The 18,007-nt window shown below is 56.5% G+C and carries 14 protein-coding genes; 8 read left to right on the forward strand and 6 right to left on the reverse strand.

Annotated features, from left to right (window positions below; all coding sequences use genetic code 11):
* The first annotated feature begins 36 nt into the window (after nucleotides 1-36).
* The 3 genes from nth (at nucleotide 37) to ABJK56_RS15420 (ending at nucleotide 3,178) form a co-directional block, all read left to right on the forward strand.
* Entirely contained in the window at nucleotides 37-765 is a 729-nt protein-coding gene (nth, locus tag ABJK56_RS15410) for an endonuclease III (protein ID WP_347245562.1), read from the forward strand.
* Between the two features lie 117 nt (nucleotides 766-882).
* Nucleotides 883-1,461 carry a dCTP deaminase gene (gene dcd, locus ABJK56_RS15415; RefSeq protein WP_347245563.1) on the forward strand — a complete coding sequence of 193 codons (579 nt, stop codon included), beginning with the start codon at nucleotides 883-885 and terminating at the stop codon, nucleotides 1,459-1,461.
* A gap of 43 nt (nucleotides 1,462-1,504) precedes the next feature.
* Complete coding sequence (locus ABJK56_RS15420) at nucleotides 1,505-3,178, forward strand: glycosyltransferase family 39 protein (protein WP_347245564.1); 1,674 nt, start codon at nucleotides 1,505-1,507, stop codon at nucleotides 3,176-3,178.
* Nucleotides 3,179-3,230: 52 nt separating this feature from the next.
* Here the strand turns inward: ABJK56_RS15420 and yacG are convergent, their stop codons facing one another.
* Nucleotides 3,231-3,425 (reverse strand): DNA gyrase inhibitor YacG, encoded by a 195-nt coding sequence (gene yacG, locus ABJK56_RS15425; RefSeq protein WP_347245565.1) that lies wholly within the window; start codon nucleotides 3,423-3,425, stop codon nucleotides 3,231-3,233.
* Between the two features lie 61 nt (nucleotides 3,426-3,486).
* Complete coding sequence (locus tag ABJK56_RS15430) at nucleotides 3,487-4,221, reverse strand: SDR family oxidoreductase (protein WP_347245566.1); 735 nt, start codon at nucleotides 4,219-4,221, stop codon at nucleotides 3,487-3,489.
* A gap of 334 nt (nucleotides 4,222-4,555) precedes the next feature.
* Between ABJK56_RS15430 and ABJK56_RS15435 the strand changes: the two genes are divergently transcribed.
* From ABJK56_RS15435 to ABJK56_RS15450, 4 genes are all read left to right on the forward strand, one after another.
* Nucleotides 4,556-5,494, forward strand: a complete 939-nt coding sequence (locus ABJK56_RS15435) for a hypothetical protein (protein WP_347245567.1) — start codon at nucleotides 4,556-4,558, stop codon at nucleotides 5,492-5,494.
* A complete protein-coding gene (locus ABJK56_RS15440) occupies nucleotides 5,487-6,419 on the forward strand; it encodes an ABC transporter ATP-binding protein (RefSeq protein WP_347245568.1) in 933 nt (310 codons plus the stop codon). Before ABJK56_RS15435 ends, ABJK56_RS15440 begins: the two co-directional genes overlap by 8 nt.
* Nucleotides 6,420-6,431: 12 nt before the next feature.
* Complete coding sequence (locus ABJK56_RS15445; protein WP_347245569.1) at nucleotides 6,432-8,255, forward strand: hypothetical protein; 1,824 nt, start codon at nucleotides 6,432-6,434, stop codon at nucleotides 8,253-8,255.
* 334 nt (nucleotides 8,256-8,589) lie between these two features.
* The gene (locus tag ABJK56_RS15450; protein WP_347245570.1) at nucleotides 8,590-13,059 is read left to right on the forward strand and encodes a secretin N-terminal domain-containing protein; all 4,470 of its coding nucleotides are present in this window, start codon (nucleotides 8,590-8,592) and stop codon (nucleotides 13,057-13,059) included.
* A 125-nt stretch (nucleotides 13,060-13,184) separates the two neighbouring features.
* Here ABJK56_RS15450 and ABJK56_RS15455 read toward each other — a convergent pair whose 3' ends face one another.
* The 4 genes from ABJK56_RS15455 to ABJK56_RS15470 form a co-directional block, all read right to left on the reverse strand.
* Nucleotides 13,185-13,751, reverse strand: a complete 567-nt coding sequence (locus ABJK56_RS15455; protein WP_347245571.1) for an elongation factor P — start codon at nucleotides 13,749-13,751, stop codon at nucleotides 13,185-13,187.
* 82 nt (nucleotides 13,752-13,833) lie between these two features.
* Nucleotides 13,834-14,328 (reverse strand): hypothetical protein, encoded by a 495-nt coding sequence (locus ABJK56_RS15460; protein ID WP_347245572.1) that lies wholly within the window; start codon nucleotides 14,326-14,328, stop codon nucleotides 13,834-13,836.
* 435 nt (nucleotides 14,329-14,763) lie between these two features.
* Nucleotides 14,764-15,915: a tetratricopeptide repeat protein gene (locus ABJK56_RS15465; protein ID WP_347245573.1), complete on the reverse strand. Its 1,152-nt coding sequence runs from the start codon at nucleotides 15,913-15,915 to the stop codon at nucleotides 14,764-14,766.
* Nucleotides 15,916-16,043: 128 nt separating this feature from the next.
* Entirely contained in the window at nucleotides 16,044-17,066 is a 1,023-nt protein-coding gene (locus ABJK56_RS15470) for a VWA domain-containing protein (protein ID WP_347245574.1), read from the reverse strand.
* Between the two features lie 228 nt (nucleotides 17,067-17,294).
* On the opposite strand from ABJK56_RS15470, the gene def reads away from it, so the two are divergent.
* Nucleotides 17,295-17,897, forward strand: coding sequence for a peptide deformylase (gene def, locus ABJK56_RS15475; protein ID WP_347245575.1), 603 nt, complete (start codon nucleotides 17,295-17,297; stop codon nucleotides 17,895-17,897).
* Nucleotides 17,898-18,007 lie beyond the last annotated feature (110 nt).

An 18,007-nucleotide genomic window follows, 5' to 3' on the forward strand; every position in this document is an offset into this window, starting at 1 on the left:
TTCAGAGCGTTCAAGCGAAGGAGATCCAGGATAGCAATGGCTGGTCGTCCCACGCAGCGCATTCGGCAAGTTTTGGAAGTGCTCGAGAAGGAGTTTCCGGACGCCTCCTGCTCGCTCAATTTTACCAATCCTTTAGAGCTGTTGGTGGCGACAATTCTCTCCGCGCAGTGTACGGATGAGCGCGTTAATCAGGTGACAAAAGATCTTTTCAAAAAGTATCGCACAGCCCGAGACTATGCAACCGTCCCGTTGAATGAACTGGAAAAGGATATCCAGAGCACCGGCTTTTACCGGAACAAGGCACGGAACATTCAGGAATGCTGCCGGATTCTAGAAGACAAATATGGGGGGAAAGTTCCACCGTCGATGGACGATCTGGTGACGCTGCCCGGGGTGGGAAGAAAAACCGCCAACGTCGTCTTGGGAACTGCGTACGGCATCTCTTCAGGCGTGGTCGTGGACACCCACGTTGCGCGGATCAGCCAGCGACTGGGGCTCACCACAGAGAAAGACCCGGACAAGATTGAACAGGACCTCATGCGTCTTGTTCCCCAGGATCAGTGGATTCCTTTCAGTCATCGGATGATCAAACACGGTCGAAAATACTGTACCGCAAAAAAGCCCCGGTGCAGCGAGTGCCCAATGAATAGTTTCTGTCCCAAAATCGGCGTGGAAGGAAGCACGAAGACTACAGGGCAAAAGGCCCCCTCCACGGGTTCCGGGAAGGGAAAACGGGCCACTTCCCGAAGCCGTCGAAAGACCTGAAAATCAGTGTTCTAAGGTTGCATCGGGTTGGCCTTTCAGAGAGCATTCGATTGGCTGCTGACATTGCTCGGAGTATCAAGGCCATTTTTCTGAGCACAGGCTGATTGAGGAGACCTTATGATCCTTTCTGGAAAAGAAATTTTGGCACAACTGGGCAAGAAGATCATCATCGAACCGTTCAATCCCGCACGGTTGAATTCTAACAGCTACGATTTAACCCTTCATAACGAGCTGATGATCTACGAGGAAGTGGTCCTCGACATGCGGAAACCCAATCGAGTCCGGCGGCTCATCATCCCAGAAGAAGGGCTGGTACTGACGCCGCACCAGCTTTACCTCGGTCGAACGGTAGAGCGGACCGAAACTTACGGGTATGTGCCGATGATTGAGGGCCGCTCCTCGGTGGGCCGTCTGGGGCTTTTTGTTCACGTGACCGCAGGTTTCGGGGACGTGGGTTTTCGCGGGTACTGGACGCTCGAAATGTTTGCAATCCAGCCGGTTCGGGTATACCCAGGCGTCCCGATTTGCCAAATCTTTTATCACGAGATCAAAGGCGAGTACGAGGAATACAAAAGCGACAAGTACCAGGACAACCAGGACATTCAGCCGAGTCTTCTGTTTAAAGAATTGAACCCCGATTTGTGCCAAAAGCCGCGATCTAATTTGCCGTTTGGCATTGAAGAGATCCGTGGGTAGTGCGTTTTCGGCATTTTGAATTTCTAGGAGTTGCACTCCGTCCATGTCGCCCCCGTCTTCTGCCGTCCCGTCGTACACCAGAGTGGCCGCTGCACTCGCGGTGGCTCTTGGCATTACCGTACTGACCCTCCACGATGTGGCGGTCGAGCGGGGAGGACCGGGCGTCACCTGCGATGAACTTTATCATGTGGGTTATGGCAAGCGGCTGGTCAGTTCGCTGCTCCGAAATGGAGTACACTTCTTTGCCCGGGACTGTATCCGGCAGACTTTTGCGTGGTCGCCGGACGGTCCTCCGGTCCATCCACCCCTGGGAAACTGGATCCTCGGATGGTTCCACTGGATGTTTGATCCGGCTCCGCAGGAGCTTTCTCAGCTAGCCATTACCCCGGCCCGGTTCGGTACCGCTGTGTGTTTCGGCGTCCTGGTGTTTCTCGTGTGTTGGGCGGGAATTTACCGCTACGGGCTTATTGGGGGGCTTGCGGCCGGTTGCTCTCTCGTTCTTATGCCCCGACTGTTTGGTCACGCTCATTTGGCGGCCCTTGATGCCATCACGGTACTGATGTGCACGGCTACGGTTCTGGCTGTGGTTGTGGCAGAGCGAAGCGGGCGATGGTGGGCGTTTGCGTTGGCGGGTTCTGTTTGGGGCCTTGCCCTATTGACGCGTTTCCACGGACTGCTCTGCAGCCCACCCATTCTGCTCTGGATATTCTGGCGACGACGCTCCAAGGGCATTGTCCCTGCCTTTTGCTGGCTGGCCAGTGGACTTTTGATCTTCTACATCGGCTGGCCGTGGTTATGGTTCGACACATTGCAACACGTCAGGCTATACGTATCCACAAGCACCCAGCGGACCCCCATCCACGTTTTCTACCTCGGCCGGGTGTGGGAGGACAGCCTCGTTCCTAGACATTACGTCTGGGTGATGTTTCTTGCCACGATGCCGGTTGGTTTACTCCTCGCGGGTGGAATCGCGATCTTCTCACATTGGTCGTCGCGCTCGTCTCAAAGGAACACCTTAACCCCCGCGCCCCGGATGGATGCTGCGGATTTCCTTTTTTTGGGCACGATGGTTTTTTTCCTCGCCATTTTCACGGGTCCGAGGGTCCCCGTCTATGACGGCGTGCGACTTTTCCTTCCGGTGTACTCTATGTGGGCCTTGCTGGTCGGCCGGGGCACACAGGTCGTCTGGGAATGGATTTCCCGGGTAAAACGGCTATCCCCACCTTACGGCCCCTCCTTTCTATTGGGCAGCCTGCTCGCGCTTCAGGCCGTTGGCGTGGTGTCGTTCAGACCAGTTTGGTTAAGCTATTACAACTTGCTTGTTGGCGGGCTGGCTGGGGCTGAGCGGCTGGGATTCGAGGTGAACTACTGGGGCGACGCCCTCACGGAACCCTTGCTGGCCGCTGTCGCTCACCGTGCCGAGAAGGGGGAAACGCTGGTCTTTGGACCGAGTCTGGCCCCCTATCAGGCAGCCGGAATCCTCCTCGGCTCACCTTCCCTGGCGGAGAAAGAGATGGTCGTGGTAGGCTGGCCAGCAGGGGCGAAGACACCACCCAAAAACTCCAGGTGGATAGTCATTTATCATCGCCGAGCAGATCTTGATCAGATTCCCGAGGAAATTCGCCAACGGGCGGTGATCAGTGAGATTTCCTGCCAGGGGGTTTGGTTGGCCAGGCTCATTCAACTCCCGGTAGCTGGGACCGATGGCTCACCGTAAATCTGGCGACCACTTTGCAGGAATCGAGCCGTTGAGTGTCTCAATGCTTCGTTTATTCCTCGTCCTCGGGAACCTTCCACTCATCTTCCTCGTCTTCATCGGCGTCGCGTGGCATTGGCAATCCGTACTCCTCATCGAGCCAGCGACGGAGGTCGATGAGTTTGCAGCGGCGACTGCAAAACGGCATCGCGTCCGTGGTCTCCGGATCGAATTGTTTGCCGCAAATAGGGCACCTCAAAGTAGCCATCATCCTTCAGACCGCACCGGTTTTGCGAGGCTATCTACTTTTTCCAGCGAAACGACGCAGATTATGCATAAGCCTGGTACAGCGGAGTTAGGACCACTTCCCAAACATGGGCACGCGGTGGCAAACGCACAATTGCGAGGACCACCTGGGCCACATCTTCCGGTTGCAACATGCGTTGGCGCTGTTCCTCCGGCACAGGTGTCGGACGCTGTTCCAAAATGGGTGTATTCACTTCACCGGGATAGATGTTCGTGATGCGAATTCCGTTGTGTCGTTCCTCGAGCCCAGCAGCCATACCTAGTGCGGTCATTGCAAACTTGCCCGCGCAATAGGCGGGACCAGCCAGCTCCAGGGCGCGTTTTCCAGCGATGGACGAAATGTTGATGATCAGTCCGTCTCCCTGTTCGCGCATCGTCGGCAGGACCGCATGCATGCAGTTGAACGTCCCTGTTGCATGAACGGCGAGAATGCGATCCCAATCTTCCGGAGAAAGGACCGCCATACTTCGGTTGACGACATTGATCCCCGCGGAATTCACCAGAACCTTGGGTGCCCCCAGTTGCTCGCGGATTGTGGCGAATGTTGTGTTGACCCGGTGTCGATCCACCACGTCACACGGAAATGCCGTAAGCCGATCTGCAAACCGGGAATTCTTCACGGCATTTTCCAGCCGAGCGGGATTGCGTCCCAGAATAGCCACTCGAAAGCCCTCCCCAGCCAGGCCTTCGGCGATGGCCAGACCAATTCCGCTCCCACCCCCTGTTACCACGGCCACCGAATCGATGGTGCTTGCCATGAGACTGCTCTTTGTTGCTAGAACCCACCAGCGTCCCCGTGACGCCCTGATGCCATCACGACAGCTCTCCTATTTCCCATTTACACCCAGATGGCCAGCCGCGCCAATTCGGAGCTGCCTGAATTCTGCATATGCGAGCAGTTCCTGGCTGCAAAGAGGACGGGATCCCGCCTGACAGTTTTTCGGTGTCTTCGCAAGTTTGCTTGGTGACACCATGGATGCCTCCGCGCAGGGGGACAGGAGTTCTCGCGTATGCTTTCCACGTCCGCATTGGTAAAATCATTAGAGGGATGGTAAGCCGGTAAGACTTCTTCTGGGGGAGATTTGGCACTGTATGATTTTCAGTCGATGGTATGCGTTTGTGGTGGTCGGCTTCTGGCTGGCCACCATGGGCTGGCTTATCCACGATAAGATGCTCCCGAGTCTTCTCCTGGGATCCCCACCGAAATCGCAGGAGATTGTGGACGCGTATCAGCAGGATCGACTGGTGGGGTGGAAAATCCTGTGGAGAGAGCGAGAAATTGGCTGGGCCATCAGCAAGACCACCGTTTCCGACGAGCAGGTGACCGAATTGCGTCATCTGGTACACTTCCGGGAATTGCCTCTTCACGAGATTTTCCCGGTCGTTTGGCAGGCTTTGGGGGGATCAACCACTGGTCTCAAGATGCGGTTGGAGGTTGAGACCACCCTTTTCTTCGACCCTCTCAAACGGCTCTCCTCATTCCAAACGCGCCTGCGAACCCCCGGGGCCACCGAGTCTCTGGCGATCGTGCGTGGTACGGTAGATAAAGGCCAGATTCAATTGGTACTGCAAAGTGGCAGTTTCATGTATACCACGGAACTTCCCTTTCGAAACGACGCGATTCTCACGGACTCTTTCTCACCCCAAGCAAGCCTCCCGGGTTTGCGGGAGGGGCAGCAATGGACGGTTGAGATTTACAGCCCTGTCCCCTTGCCCCATCAGGCTGTCTCGGGAAAGCCCATTGACGTTATCCACGCCAAAGTGGAAGGGCGTGACTTGATCGTTTGGGAAGGAAACCGCCGGCCGTGCTGGTTGGTGGTTTATCGCAATGACCCGGCCCAAACCGTGAGCACTCACGCTCCACCGCGGGGCCGGTTATGGGTGGAACCCTCGGGAAGAGTCCTTCAACAAGAAGCAAAGGTGGGCGATAGCTATCTGGTTCTCGTCCGACTGGGTGACGCTCAGGCCAGGACACTGGCCCAGCGATTGGAAAAAGCACAAGCTGCGGAGGAAGGCAGATCACATGATTGACTTCTGGAATGTCAGCAAGCGCTACGGGAACAAACTCGCCGTCTCGCAGCTCGACCTCCACATCCCCCCTGGAGAGGTGTTTGCTTTTTTAGGACCCAACGGCGCGGGCAAAACCACCACTATTCGGATGCTGGTCGGTCTCCTTCATCCCACCGAGGGCCGGGTTTCGGTCTGCGGTTATGACACGACCGGGCGGGATCGGCTGGCGGCCCAGTGCATCGGTTATGTGCCAGACCAACCCTATCTCTACGACAAACTGACAGGCCGGGAATTCCTCGAGTTCGTAGGACAACTCCGCGGATTATCGCGCCGCGAACTCTCAGCGCGAATCGAGCGAGAAGTGGCACGTTTTGAAATGGGCGATTTTCTGGACGAGCTCACCGAGACATATTCCCATGGCATGCGCCAAAGAGTGGTATTCGCGGCCGCCGTCCTTCACGATCCTAAAGTCATCGTACTCGACGAACCCACAGTGGGGCTCGATCCCCGAAGCACCAAGCTGGTGAAAGACCTGCTCCGTGAGCGAGCGGCGGTGGGCACGGCCGTGTTCATGTCCACACACACCTTGAGCATCGCCGAAGAAATTGCCGATCGAATCGGAATCATCCACCATGGTAAATTGATTTTCGTTGGGACAGTCGAAGAGCTGCGCTCAGCCCGCGCCAGCGACCACGCTTCGTTGGAAGAAATATTTCTCCAGCTCACGGCGGAAGAGCAACAGAACACCAATTCTCCTTCATCGCCGGAGATCCACACGTCGGGGGGCGACGTCCACATGACGCCGTCGGGAGTCGGTAACCCGCGTCACGGTACTACATCCCGAGAGGATAACGGCGATTCCCCAAACGAAGTGAATCGGCAATTGGGCGAGTCCCCAAACGAGGGCACTCTTCTCGCAACCAAGACACTTCTAGACCAGCAGTGAGGGCTGTTGCTGATGGGTGGCGTGAGTGTTTCTGAGGATCGATTGGCACCGCTGGCAGAGGGAATCCGCCCCGCGGAGAATTCACGGGAAACCCCAGTAACCCTTATATCGCCTCGACTGGAAGCGGCGTTGTTCCGCAACGTCCTGTTCTTGACAGCACGGACGCTGGTCAGACAGACCTTAACTCAGGCATGGTTTCGAGTGTGGCTGGTCGTTATTTTGGGTGGTGGACTCTGGCTGGGGTTGTTGGGGCTTTTTGCGGAGGGATTTCAATTCCTCGAAACCACGATCCCTTACGCCGACCTGGTCGAACAGACGGTGCGGTACGTGTTTGGCACATTCTTCATGGCTCTCACGATCATGCTGATGATCTCGGGGGCCATCCTGCTGCACGGCGGATTATTTCGCGCTCCAGACACTGCCTTCCTGATGACGCAGCCTGTGCGCATCGAACGCATCTTCCTGACCAAATTTGCGGAGACCGTCTTACTTAGCAGTTGGGCATTTATCATCCTGTCCACTCCACTTCTTTTGGGGTATGCCCAAGTCGTGGAAGCGAACTGGCCGTTCTATGTAGCGCTGCTGCCCTATCTTGTGAGTTTTGTCTATATCCCAGCGGCAGGAGGGGCCTTCGTCTGTCTGCTCCTGGCCCGTTTTATTCCCAAGCTGGGACGGATGCTCGTCGTGGTGGGCATCCTACTGGCGATCCTCGGACTGCTCGCATTCTTTCAGTGGATCAGTTGGCTTCCACGCAATCAATTTTTGAATGTACAGTGGCTCGAAAGAACTCTTGATAGACTGAGTATCACGCAATTTCGGCTGCTCCCCAGTTGGTGGCTGGCTACCGGTCTGTTGGCGATGGCGGCCGGCAATTATAGAGACGGTGTGATGTTTTTCCTCCTTATCCTGGCGAACGCACTTTTTCTTCAATGGTGTTGTGTCCAGTTGGCCGGGAAAATCTACCAGCCCGCCTACCTGGCTTTAGCATCTCGTCTGGAAAAGCGCGCTATCAGACGCCGGAACCTGTTCGACCGAGTGATTCTTGAAGAATTCCGCGGGATTCCCGCATTTGCCCGGCAGCTCATTCTGAAGGACATCCGCCTTTTCCGTCGGGATCCGGTGCAGTGGTCGCAGTTGCTGGTGTTCGTTGGACTTCTGGTTTTTTACTTCCTTAACTTGCGACGCTTTTATTATGAGCAGTTTTATTTCGCGTGGGTGAATCTTGTGAGCTTTCTCAACGTTGCTGTGGTGGCCCTCTTGCTGACGACATTCACCACACGGTTTGTTTTCCCACTGATCAGTCTGGAAGGGCCGCGCTTTTGGGTGCTGGGGCTGATGCCCATTTCGCGGCGGGCAATTCTGTGGAGCAAACTCGGATTTGCTCTCGTTCTCTGCCCGCTCCCCTGTGCTTTGCTCGTGCTTCTCAGTGATGCCATGCTCAATGTGGAGCCGTACGTGCTGCTCGCTCACCAATGGGCGATGTTCCTGTGCTGCCTTGGCCTGACAGGCATCGCCGTAGGGCTGGGAGCCCGGTTCCCCAATTTTCGTGCATTTTCCGCCGCTCGCATTGCCTCCGGCTTTGGAGGGACGGTCAATCTCGTTCTCAGCACGGTGTTTATTGTTGTAATCCTCGTGCTGGCAGGACTCCCGGTCCACATCCGCATGATTGCGGAGAGTTCCTTCTTGCTGCCCACGGTAACCGCGAGAATTTCGCTCAACCCGCTACTGGTAGCGTGGCTCACTTATGGTCCGCTGCTGGCCGGGGGCGTAACTCTGGCCGCCATGGCCGTCGCACTTTACGTGGGCATGCGGCATTTTGAGCGTCTCGAATTCTGATTTTAATGCGGGCGCTTTCCAGGGAACTGGATCCCATCTCGAAACCACTCCCCCAATATGGCGGGGTTATTCGGGGCCGATCGGTGCAGGCTCGGCCATCTGCGCGGTAGTCTGACCACTTTTTCGAAACTTTCTCGGTGCAAGGATGTTTACAGTTATGGGATGACATGACAAAAGGGAAATTGTGCGCACCTCGAGGGGATTTTTGTGGCAAATTCCGCTGACAAGCTGTGTATCATGGAAAGGGGAGGCAGCTTTCGAAGAGGTGCGCTGCTCTTGTCGAAAATTGGCCGGGCTTTCGGCTGGTATACTTTGCAGGGTCGGGGAGATAGCGATGCAGATCGCTGAGTTGTTATGGCGGGTATGCGGTGGGGCCTTACCCAGGTGGATGGCCGCGTGCATCGGGTTGCTTCTGGTACTTGTGTGCAGCCCGGCTCCTTCTATTTTCGCGGCCGAGTATGAGGTGGTGGGGGCACTCGCTTATGCGGTGGAACCTGACGTGGCAAAGGAAATTGGGCTCACCGAAAATCAGCTCAAGCAATTGAACGACCTCATCAACAATGCAGAAGCTGAAATCCTCACCACGCTTTCCGAGTTGAAAGACCTCTCTCCTCAGGAGCGGAACGCTAAACTTGCGGAATTCCGCCGGGGAATCGAGGACCGGGGACTCGCCCTGTTGAGCACGCAGCAACGGGCAAAACTCGAACAGATCCGCATGAAGCGATTGGGCGAAAAGTTTTTTACCGACCCGGTCATCGCACAAAAACTGGGCCTTACCGAAGAGCAAAAAGCAGCGCTTGCAAAGGCAGTGGCGGAGCGATCGGCCAGCGCGAAGGCAGTAGGTGCGTCTGAAAACCCGGCAATCGGGCTGCTCAGCGATAACCAGCGTAAAACGCTGCGAGCCATGCTGATGGGAGAACTTGTGAAGTCCGAACCCAGTACCTCAGAGCCCGTGTCAAAGTCAACGGAAGACCAAGACCAATCGCCATCCCCAGCACAGCCTGTGGTTGCGTCCACCTCTGAGAACCCGCCACCGGCGGCAAGCGGAGGAGAACATCCCGCCGAAATGCATGCTGAGGGCTCCGCGCCGGTAGCGCCCCCAGCAAGCGAGGCGTCCCAGTCCGAGGGACCGCCCCAACTCCTGGAAGGCACGCCCGCTCCGGCACCTGGCACACAGCCCGCATCGCCCCCGGGCGAGGCAGCGGCCTCGCCGACCCCGGCTCCGACGCTACCTACCCAGCCCACTCCACAAGGGACAGTCGTCTCTCCGCCTGCCGAATCGGAGGGCAGTCCCGGAAGTTCACCTCCGCCATCAGTCAGCGCGCCACTGACGAATCAAGCCTCCCCCTCGCAACCAGCAAGGCAACCTTCCCAAACTGAGGACCATTCAGCCGCACCCACTCCAAGTGGCCCCAACACGACCCCCGAGGTACCCCCCCCTGTGCCGGCTCCCTCGCCGCCATCGCCTGGAGCGCCGACCGCCCCACAGGCTGACACGCAGATCCAGGTTGCTCGTCCAGCAACCCAGCCACCTTCGGCGACGCAGGAGAGCCAGTTCCCGCAATTGCCACCGCGGGATGTGAAGTTGCGCTTTAACTTTCGCTACCAGCCTTGGAAAGACGTGCTGGAGTGGCTTGCCCAACAGGCGGGTTTGTCGCTTGTCATGGATGCTCCGCCGCCGGGAACCTTCAACTATGTCGACGATCATGAATTTACCCCGGCCGAGGCCATTGATCTGCTGAATAGCGTGCTTCTGACAAAAGGATACGTCCTCATCCGACGGGAGCGGATGCTCATGCTCCTCAATATCGAAGATGGCGTTCCGTCTAATCTCGTCGATCGCGTAACGCCGGAAGAACTGGACTCCCGGGGTGATTACGAGATGGTAAGCTGCCTGTTCCAGCTCCGTAAAATGACGCCGGAGGAAGCCGAGCAGGAGGTGAAGAAACTGCTCGGGCCCCAGGGTTCGGTGGTTGTCCTGGCAAAAGCTCGACAAATTCTTGTCACAGAGACAGCCGGCCGATTAAAAACGATCCGGCGAATGATCGATGCGATTGAGAACCCAGATGCCTCCACAGGAACGGTGCGAACCTTCAAGATCAATCCTTACACGGTTGATCAGGTTTTGAGCATCATCCGTCAGATGTTTCAAATTCCGCCCGACCAAACAGCCACACCAGATGGTTCTCTGCGATTCGCGCTCGATCCCAGCGGCAGCCGGATCCTGGTAACAGGTACGCCCGAGTCATTGGACCGCTTCGCAGAGGTGCTCAAAGCGCTGGATCCGAGCTCCGAGAGCCCGGCAAGCCGGTTGGAAAGCACGCCACAACTGGAAGTGTATCCCATCACCTCGGCGGATCCGCAGATGGTGCTTCAGGTACTGCAAACCCTCCTTGCCGGAATGCCGGACGTGCGAATCGCGATCGATCCAAAAACGGGGGCGCTCGTAGCTTGGGCTCGACCGGCACAACACGCCACGATTCGGGCAACACTTCAGCAAATGCAGGGAGAAGTAGGTCAGGTGGAGGTTATTCCCCTTCGAGTGGTCGATCCGCAACTCGCCGTGCTGGCGATCAACAAACTTTTCGGGGGTAGTGCCGAATCTCCTGCTGCCAATGCTCCTACTGTAGACGCCGACATGACCACGCGAATGCTGCTGGTCCGGGGGACAAAGGCTCAAATTGAACAGATTAAACAACTGTTGATCAAAATGGGGGAACCGAGCGCGGATGGTCCGCCGGGCACGGTCAATCTGATGCGAACGATACCTATGGACGCGGCCACGGCTCGGGCTGTACTGGAGCAAGTCCAAAATGTCTGGCCGCAATTTCGCGGAAATCGACTGCATATCATTCGGTCGGTAGTTCCTTCGGAATCCAACAGCAGCCCGTCACAGGGGTCTTCATCAGGCGCAAATACCGGTAGTGAGGGAAACCAATCTAATGGAATCGAATCGACGCGGATACCGCTTCCCTTAGCCGCAGTACCGGCCCGGCGTTTAGTGCTTGGCTTGAACAGTGGTAGGACTTCCAGTTCGAGCAGCACCACCACCCAATCTGCAAGTCCCAGTTCGTCCGGGAGCAGCACGCCGTCTTCGCAACCACAACCGGGTGGCCCAGCGCCTGGTCAACCGGGTGGTCAACCGCCATTTTTCCGTCCTTGGGGATGGGGCCCGCCAGGCGGTTTCTTCGAGCGACGAGGCGATTGGAATCGAGATCGTGGTGAAGGCGGTGATCGGGGGGAAGAGCGGCAGAGAAATCGGGACTGGTCACGATCTACTTTTTGGGAAGGACCGCAAGAAGAAGACGAAATTCTCACTGAGGATGAAATGAGCCAGACTTTCGCAGGCCTCGGTTCGTCATCCCCCATGGTGAGAATTCAATTAGTGGCCTTCGTCGAGGAAACCGAGACTCCTCAAGCGGCAGAATCAAGTGCTCAGCCTGCACAAGCTGCTCAGGCAGGAGAAGAATCGGCAAGACCGGCGTCTTCACCCTCCGAGGGGCAGAGCGCGACCGGAACCGCTCAGTCACCTGATTCTGCTGCACCGCCCTCGGTGCCGGCGAAGAGCCCGCCGGCCAGTTCCGCGCTCCAAGCCGCGCCCGCAACACCATCCGGTCCATCTGGTGCTGACGCGGCTGGTTCTCAACCAGGCTCCGGCGCCCCGCCCATCATCGTTGCGGTGACGCCTGAAGGTCTGGTCATTGCCAGTCAGGATCCCGAGGCGCTCAACCAATTCGAAGACCTAGTGCGGAGGATGGTGAGTAATCAGGCGGCTGCCGCCCAACAGACGACCCCTGAACTTGTGGTGTATTATCTGAAACATTCGAAGGCAGAAGTGGTCGCTTCCACCCTTGATCAGATTCTGGGGGGAGGAACGCTCACTACGAGTGGTTCCACAGGCGGCTCGCTTATTGGCGAAATTGCCCGGGCTGCCTTCGGAGAAATAGGCGGAGGTCTGGTCGGAAGCCTTCTCGGAGCCGATACGGGTACTTCGAGCAGTTCGTCGACCAGCAGCTCACGGACGACCGCCCGCGTTCAGGTCACCCCGGATTCAAGACTTAATGCCCTAATCGTCCAGGGCTACCCCCAGGACCTGCAGTTGATCGAGGAGATTTTGCGTGTCCTGGATCAACCGGATAGTCCGCAGGATGTCGCCGTCCAACCGAAAACAGTGATCATTCCAGTAAAGAACACTCAGGCTGAAGAGATTGCGCAAATTCTGCGCACCGTGTACCAGGACCGTCTGGTCACAGCGGCAGGCGCCAACCGCCCACCTAGTCCGCAGGAAATCATCCAGCTCCTTCGGGGCGGTCGGGGAGGATCGGGAGGACGCACACAGCCGCAGCAGGAACAGGAAAAAATGTCGATTGGCGTGGATACGCGGACGAACTCGCTGATCGTGTCCGCACCCGAAAGACTTCTCAATGAAGTTCGGCAACTTGTGGAACAACTCGATCAAAAGGCCATGACCGACTCCGAGGAGACCACGGAGGTGGTGACTCTCCATAGAACCAGCGCGGAATCGGTCAGTGCCGCCCTTTCTGCCTTGCTCGGAAGCGGCGTCCAAATCCGGGGAGGAAGCTCCAGTCGCGGAGCGCCCACCACCACGAGCACATCAACTCCCTCTTCGTCCAATCGTGGATCTCAAGGTGGGTTTCCGTTTGGGGGATTCCGCGGGTTCGGCGGCATGCCGTTCGGCGGCATGCCGTTTGGCGGCTTCACACCGTTCGGCAATCGTGGTGGCTTCTCGTCGTCGGGGAATCGCGGATTTGCCCCCAGCAGTGGAAGCGGTCGGGGACGGTAGTGCCTGATTAGCTCTTTATGCCTCCGGCTAGCTGGGCATTGGATAGGACAAGCTTTCCCGGAGCGCGTTAACCCACGTGGGGACGGAATCTCTCTTGGTAAATGCGTGCACAATTCCGCGAAGTGTTACACCCGGGACAGAAATTCTCCGCTCCGTGTGTCCACCTTCACAGTTTCCCCTTCCGAGATATATTCGGGTACCTGAATAACCAATCCGGTTTCCAATACCGCTGGTTTAGTTCGACCCGTGGCTGATGCACCACGGACATACGGATCGCATTGCACTACCTTCAACTCTACTGCTACAGGCAACTGGATTCCCACACACTGGCCTTCGTAAATCATAGCAAAAAGGCCCTCCAGTCCTTCCTTGAGATACTTCAGTTCTTCCTCCAGGGCCTCGCGCGGGAGGACGTATTCATTAAAATCCTGCGAATCGAGAAAATGCACCTCTTGGGCGTCCGCATACATGTAAGTGATCGGTCGGCGCTCGAAATTCGCCTCCTCCAGCCCTTCCGTGCCCTTGAGCGAAATATCCAACTTTTGCTTGGTGATCAAATTCCGTGCGCGAAACTTGTAGAGCGTGGCCGCTCCCCGCGCGCTCGGTGTTTGAACCTGCACCGATTCGATTAAGCACGGCGCGTCCTGATAGGTAACAATCATCCCGCGTTTGATATCCTTGGCCAGTGGCATAGGCAGTTCTGATATCCAGATATTAACGACTTGACCAACGTGTCTGTACCGTTTCCCTCTCAGCTTGCCCCACCAAAATTCATTAAATGACCATCCCCGATTGCGGATCGATAGCAACCCCTGACGTCATGCGGGTGAGCAACTCCAGAACGACGATGAGGGCACTCGGATCGAAGAGATCGCCCGCCTCCTCCTCATCCTCCCCCCAGTCTTCATCCAACTGCTCGAAATGGAGGATATCGAACCGGGCGTCACAGTGGCGCAGCGCTCCCAGGCGTTGCTTTTCCTCCGGTGTCAAGTCCGGGGAATTCAACTCCTTAATCTGCTTTTCCACGTCTTCCTGAACCTCCGGTCCCTCCACGTAGCAGATATCCATGGCGGAATAGGCGTCAGGGGCCACCACCGTAATTGACTCGAACCTGCCTTCCGCGTCCGCCTGCGGGTTGAGAAGCTGATACTGCGGGCCTACCTCTCGAAGCGCTTTGACCACGCTTTTCAACGTTGGCCGACGCTGTCGGGCAAAATACACAAAACACGTTTCCCGCCATTGATAGCGGCTGTCCTCAAACATTGACATTGCAAAACCCCCGCTAGTGCAACAACGCAATCCCTTCCATTCCCTCCAACCGCTCCCGCTATCACGTTCGGTCTGACAAGACTTTACACGAGTCCCCCAGCACGAAACGTGCCGGCACCGGTGGCCATACTTGTTATACATCCGAGAAAAACATTTTCCTATCAAGCTTTCCATTTTATGAAACACTTCGCACCGTGCCAAATCGGGTACGGTCATCAGTTTCGCATTTTGGTCGTCGCCTAGCATCGGCTCAAAGAATTTGCACCCCAGCATTGCGCCAAGCCCACACTCCCTAACCACTAACGCACATCTCCCATCGACTCAGGAGAAGGGCTGTCGTGGAGAATCGGCTGCGAATCGTTCGAGTTTTGACTTCGGGTGTAACGCGTCGTAAGCCGTCCCGCAACCGCAACTCACCCCCCGGGAGGTTCTGGCTTACTTTCCGCCTGCGCGCGCTGCCCACGGGGTTTCAGGAAATGTGCGGACGAGTTCCTTCAGGAGTGCCTGATGCTCGTATTGATAGTCAGTCCCGTCAGCCGAGCCGGGCGGGGCAGTCGCGGCCAGTTTTCCGGCGAGTTCAGCTGCTTCCCACAGACATCGTGCCGCCACGCGGCGGTTCTCCGGCCACAAAAGCGGTGGCTTTAGAAACCATACCATTGCCCTATCAAACACTTTTTGTTGCTTCCAGGCCAATCCCAAAAGATAGCACGGGCCGGCCTTCAACCGGTCAGGAAGCTCCTCGATCGCATTTTCCCACTGAGACAGTTGCTCCGGCTGAACCGACGGCCACCCTCGTCGCCACAGTTGTGCGGAAGCAAGAAGGGCCACGGTTTTGTCACTCGAAGATCGCAGCCCCTCGAGAACTTTCACCGCTTGAGCCGAGGCCGGCGAATCGATAAGGTAGCTGGCCCCAAGAAGTTGAACCCAAGCCACATCAGAGTTCAGCCAATCTCTGGCCCGTGGTTCCACCAACGCCAAAGTCTCCTCCGAAAACCAGGCCAGTGGCGCACACCACACAAAAGGCGACTGCGGATCAAGCGCTATCAACCGGTCGACGAACTCTTCCCCAGCACGGACATAATCCCCCAACGCATGGTAACATCGCACAATTTGCGCGGCGATTTCGCGCTGCCGCCATTCCCGGGGTTCCACCGACCGAGCACGCGCAAACAGCTCCAACGCTTCGCTGACCGCACCTTCCGACAATCGTTCCATTGCCTGCTGGCACAGCGATGAGGTGTTCGGAGAATACGACACAACTTTCTCAACAGGAAAGTGCTTCTCCGTTCCGTCGCTGAACCTGAGAATCAAGCCCGCTCCGGAAAAATTGACAATCCTCCCGCGCCAGCGTTGAACTCGGCCCTCTGTGCCTTTCACCTCGACGAATTCTTCCACGGTGTTTTCTGCAGCGCTGGGACCCGTCTCGCTTCCGACGGGCAGGACATGCCAGGCTCGTGCCGGAACTTCAGATAGACTTTGCCATCCCGAAGGGAAACTCGGTCCGTCCGCCCTTCCCACCGCATAAAACGACAAAGTCAAGAGCGCACACCAGAGAAACGCCGTTCTTCCGAAAAATTGCTTTGGCATGATGCTTACCACAATCCATCAGACAGACGGAGACTCCGAAACCAAATTTTTACTGGCCAGAGAACGTGGTCAGTACGCGGGGCGAATTGCAAAAAGCCTCTTTGCAAGGTTCTACGAAGCCGAAGTGTTCACCGCAGAGCCTGGGTGATGTCGATGTACACATACTGGCCGCCGTTCTGTCTGGCGATCCGTTTAAGAAAATTGTCCGACGTGCCCTCAGGACCGGTTCCGAATTCGATGGCGTGAATGACGATCCCATTCGCCCAGCGATGAATCTGTTCCAGCTTTGCTTCCGATAACCGTGGCTCGTCAGCATCGGTGAGAAAGAAAATCACATCCGGTCGGAGCTGAATAGCCGCCAGAAGAGCAGCATCGTGCTGCGTTCCCCCGCCCGCCGTAATGGATTGAATAAAACGAATCGCCCGCAGCTTGTTCTCATCTGTGGCAAAGGACAGGCGGCCCGGCTGGCCGGCCGGATTGAACAGCGTGGGCCGCTCGTTGTAAAAGATGATTTGAAACTGCTGAGTCTTGTCAAGCGACTGAATGCTTGCGATGAGTTCGCGCTTGGCGAAACTGAGGGCTGTTCTTCCCGATCCTCCCATGCTGCCGGAACGGTCAAACACATAGACAAATTTGTGCCCTGGAGACCGAATTCCAAATAATGAAGCTGTTCCGGCGGGGCCCGGTTGCCGGCCGAAACCACCCCCTCCCGCAAAAAGCCCCTCTTTCCCTCCTGAATGACCCGCCCCCGTTTCCAGGAGGCCCGATGGTCCCAAAATCTCGAAACCTTTTCGTGGGAGGGCATCAGCATCCGCCTCCTGTACGGAGGGCAAAATTTCATCCAGCGTGGGACGCCCCGAATTAGCTTCCAAACCCGCCTGAGCTTCCTCACCAACTTGTCCAGACTCGTCAACGTAATATTCCCGCGGCCCGTTCTGATATTTCAGCGCAATGCCGACCTCGCGGACGTTTTGCTCCGTCAAACCGTGAATGCTGGAAGGCCGGAGCGCGAAAAAAAGGAGAGCAAAAAGGAGCGCGTGGAAAGCTGTGGAAATTCCGAACGAATACCAGAAGCGGGGATTGCCGCTTTTTCCACCCAGGGATTTGAGGGTTTCAGGCTCTTCTGTCGTACCTGTATTGAGCGTGACCATCGTCCCCGAAATAACCGTGTTAAAGTTCCCATGCTATTATAACGCCGATCGGCTAAGCTCTGAAAATCTGCACAGCTTCACGCCCGAAAAGATATAATTGCAAAATCGGGCAGGAAGCGCAATGATACTGCCCAGGGGCTCGCAAGCACATTGTGGTAAATCCAGAGATACGGCCAAGAGGGTCCAGGCCGGGCCGAAGACGTGACTCAGTCGAGGTGAATGTTCGAGATGAGCGAACTCGTAAATCAACTCAAAATCGTGAAATATCCTCACCCCGCTTTGCGGTACAAATCCAAACCGGTCAAACGGGTAGATCGGGAATTAGGCCAGATTGTGCGGAAGATGTTCGATCTCATGTACGAAGCGAACGGAATCGGGCTGGCTGCCAATCAGGTCAACCTTCCCTACCGCCTTTTTGTCATCAATTTGACAGCGGACGCTAATGAGAAAAAAGAAGAACTTGTGTTTTTGAATCCTGTTATCCTTCGTCGCAAGGGGTTCGAGCAGGGCGAGGAGGGGTGTCTCAGCCTCCCCGATTTGAGGGGTACCGTTCGACGGTCGAAGGAAATCGATATTCTCGCGTATAACTTGCAGGGTGAGGAAATCTGCTGGCGAGTGACCGGCCTGCTTGCGCGAGCCTTTCAGCATGAACTCGATCATCTCGATGGAATTCTCTTTATCGACCATCTCGAACCATCAGAATTACTCGATCTGCGAAGTCACGTGGAAAAGTGGGAAGACGAATACTTGTCGGCAGTCTCGGAAGGAGTAGAGGAGCCGGAAGAGAAGGTGCTCAGTCGTCTCCGTGAGCTGGAAGCTCTCCGCACGTAAGACAAGACTTGTCGAGTTTGACGAGAGTTGTGTCTTTGGCTCGACCTCTACAGCAAGGTGTCTGGGTACCTTTCGGGACGCGATTTGGCAGTAGCCTACATGTTGATTAC

The organism is Thermogutta sp. (assembly GCF_039793925.1).
In the GTDB taxonomy this organism is placed as follows: domain Bacteria; phylum Planctomycetota; class Planctomycetia; order Pirellulales; family Thermoguttaceae; genus Thermogutta.